Genomic DNA, 2,003 nt, shown 5'->3' on the forward strand with positions numbered 1-2,003 from the left:
CGCCGTCCTGGTCTGACCCCACCGCGGGCCGCCGCCGGTTCGACGGCGTCGTCGTCCGCGAGCCGGTCCGCGGACGGCGAACGGGCCGCGACCGGGGTTCCGGTCGCGGCCCGTCGGCCGTGCGGTGGTGCCTACTTCGCGAGGACGACCCGCTCGTTGGGCACGCAGTGCGTCATGGTCAGGCCCGAGACGTTGCGCGGGCCGTTCTTGCCGAGGTTGGCGGCTCGCTGCAGCTCGGCCTCGGTGAGCGTCTGGGTCTGCAGCGGCGGCAGGCCCCGGACGTCGTCGGCGCTGATGCCGATGCCCTCACCGACACGCTGTCCCAGCTCGTCCTCGGCCATGAACAGGTGCCAGACCATCCGCTCCTGGATCGGGCGGTCGCACTGGGAGAGGCCGTCGATCAGGTTGGCCACCAGGTCGTCCTTCTCCCACTGCTCCGAGAGCAGGTAGCGCTGACCGGCCTGCGTGTAGTCGTCGGTGCGGGGGATCCGCTTGCGGGTGAGCCGGCCGGTGATCTCCGGCCCCTGGTCGTCGTGCGTCGGGTACTGGGCCTCGCGCAGGCCGCCCAGGATCGACGGCTCGTAGTTGACGTGCGGGTTCTGCCCGGGCCCCAGGTCGACGCCGTAGGACATCTGCCCGTCGCGCTGGTTGGTGGCGACCCGGGCGTTCTTGGCCTGGTTCACCGGCAGCTGCAGGTAGTTCGGGCCCACCCGGTAGCGCTGGGTGTCCGAGTAGGAGAACGTGCGGCCGACCAGCATCTTGTCGTCGGAGAAGTCCAGGCCGTCGACGAGCACACCGGTGCCGAAGGCGATCTGCTCGCTCTCGTCGAAGAAGTTCTCCGGCACCCGGTTCAGGGTCATGGTGCCGACCTTGCGCAGCGGGAAGTCGTTCTCCGGCCACGTCTTGGTGTCGTCCAGGGGGTCGAAGTCGAGCTCGGGGTGCTCGTGATCGTCCATGAGCTGGACGTGCAGGTCCCAGGACGGGAAGTCGCCGCGCTCGATGGCCTCGTAGAGGTCCTTCGTGTGCACGCCGAGCTCCTTGCCCTGCGCCACCTCGGCGTCGGCCGCGGTCCAGGACGTGACGCCCTGCTTGGGCAGCCAGTGGTACTTGACCAGCTGCGTCTCACCCGCGGCGTTGACCCACTTGTAGGTGTTCACGCCGAAGCCCTGCATGTGGCGGTAGGACGACGGCAGACCGCGCGGGCTGAGCACCAGCATGAACATGTGCATCGCCTCGGGCGACTGCGACCAGAAGTCGAAGACCCGGTTGGGAACCTGGCGGTCGAAGTTGACCGGGTCGGGCTTCTGGGAGTGGATGAAGTCAGGGAATTTGATCGCGTCCCGGATGAAGAAGACACCCAGGTTGTTGCCGACGAGGTCCCAGTTGCCGTCCTCGGTGTAGAACTTCACGGCGAAGCCTCGGGGGTCACGCGCCGCCTCGGAGGAGTCGCGGCCACCGGCCACCGTGGAGAACCGCAGGGCGACCTCGGTCTCCTTGCCCTTCTCCTGGAAGAGCTTGGCGCGGGTGTACCGGCTGATCGGCTCGTCGCCGACCGTGCCGTCGGCCACGAAGACGCCGAAGGCGGTGGCGCCCCGGGCGTGCACGACGCGCTCGGGGATGCGCTCGCGGTCGAAGTGGCTGATCTTCTCGAGGAACTGGTAGTTCTCCAGGGTGGCCGGGCCGCGGGCGCCCACGGTCCGCTGGTTCTGGTTGTCGTAGACCTGATGGCCCTGACGGTTGGTCAGGACGGCGCGGTCGGCCTCACTCGGGGCCGGGCCCTGCGATGCGACGTCGGTCATGCGATTGCTCCTCCTCGGATGTCGTGCTCATCGATCTGCACTGACTGTGGTTGCTGCTCCTGCTGGCATGCGCGGCACAACCCCCAGAAGACGACCTCCGCCTCGTCGACGACGAAGCCGGCCGGGTCCGCGGGGTTCAGGCACGGTGCGGCGTGGACGACGCAGTCGACATCGGCGACCAGGCCGCACGAGCGGCAGACCAGG

General features: G+C 68.9%; 1 protein-coding gene and 1 pseudogene. Both read right to left on the reverse strand.

The features are described from left to right. Window positions 1–131: 131 nt before the first annotated feature. Window positions 132–1,799: a catalase gene (locus tag QZX79_RS15605; RefSeq protein ID WP_294569661.1), complete on the reverse strand. Its 1,668-nt coding sequence runs from the start codon at window positions 1,797–1,799 to the stop codon at window positions 132–134. Then, window positions 1,796–2,003: pseudogene (locus QZX79_RS15610) on the reverse strand (hypothetical protein); the annotation flags it as partial. The gene QZX79_RS15605 and the pseudogene QZX79_RS15610, both read right to left, overlap by 4 nt.

The sequence above is a fragment of the uncultured Arthrobacter sp. genome (assembly GCF_902805515.1).
GTDB lineage: Bacteria > Actinomycetota > Actinomycetes > Actinomycetales > Micrococcaceae > Arthrobacter_D.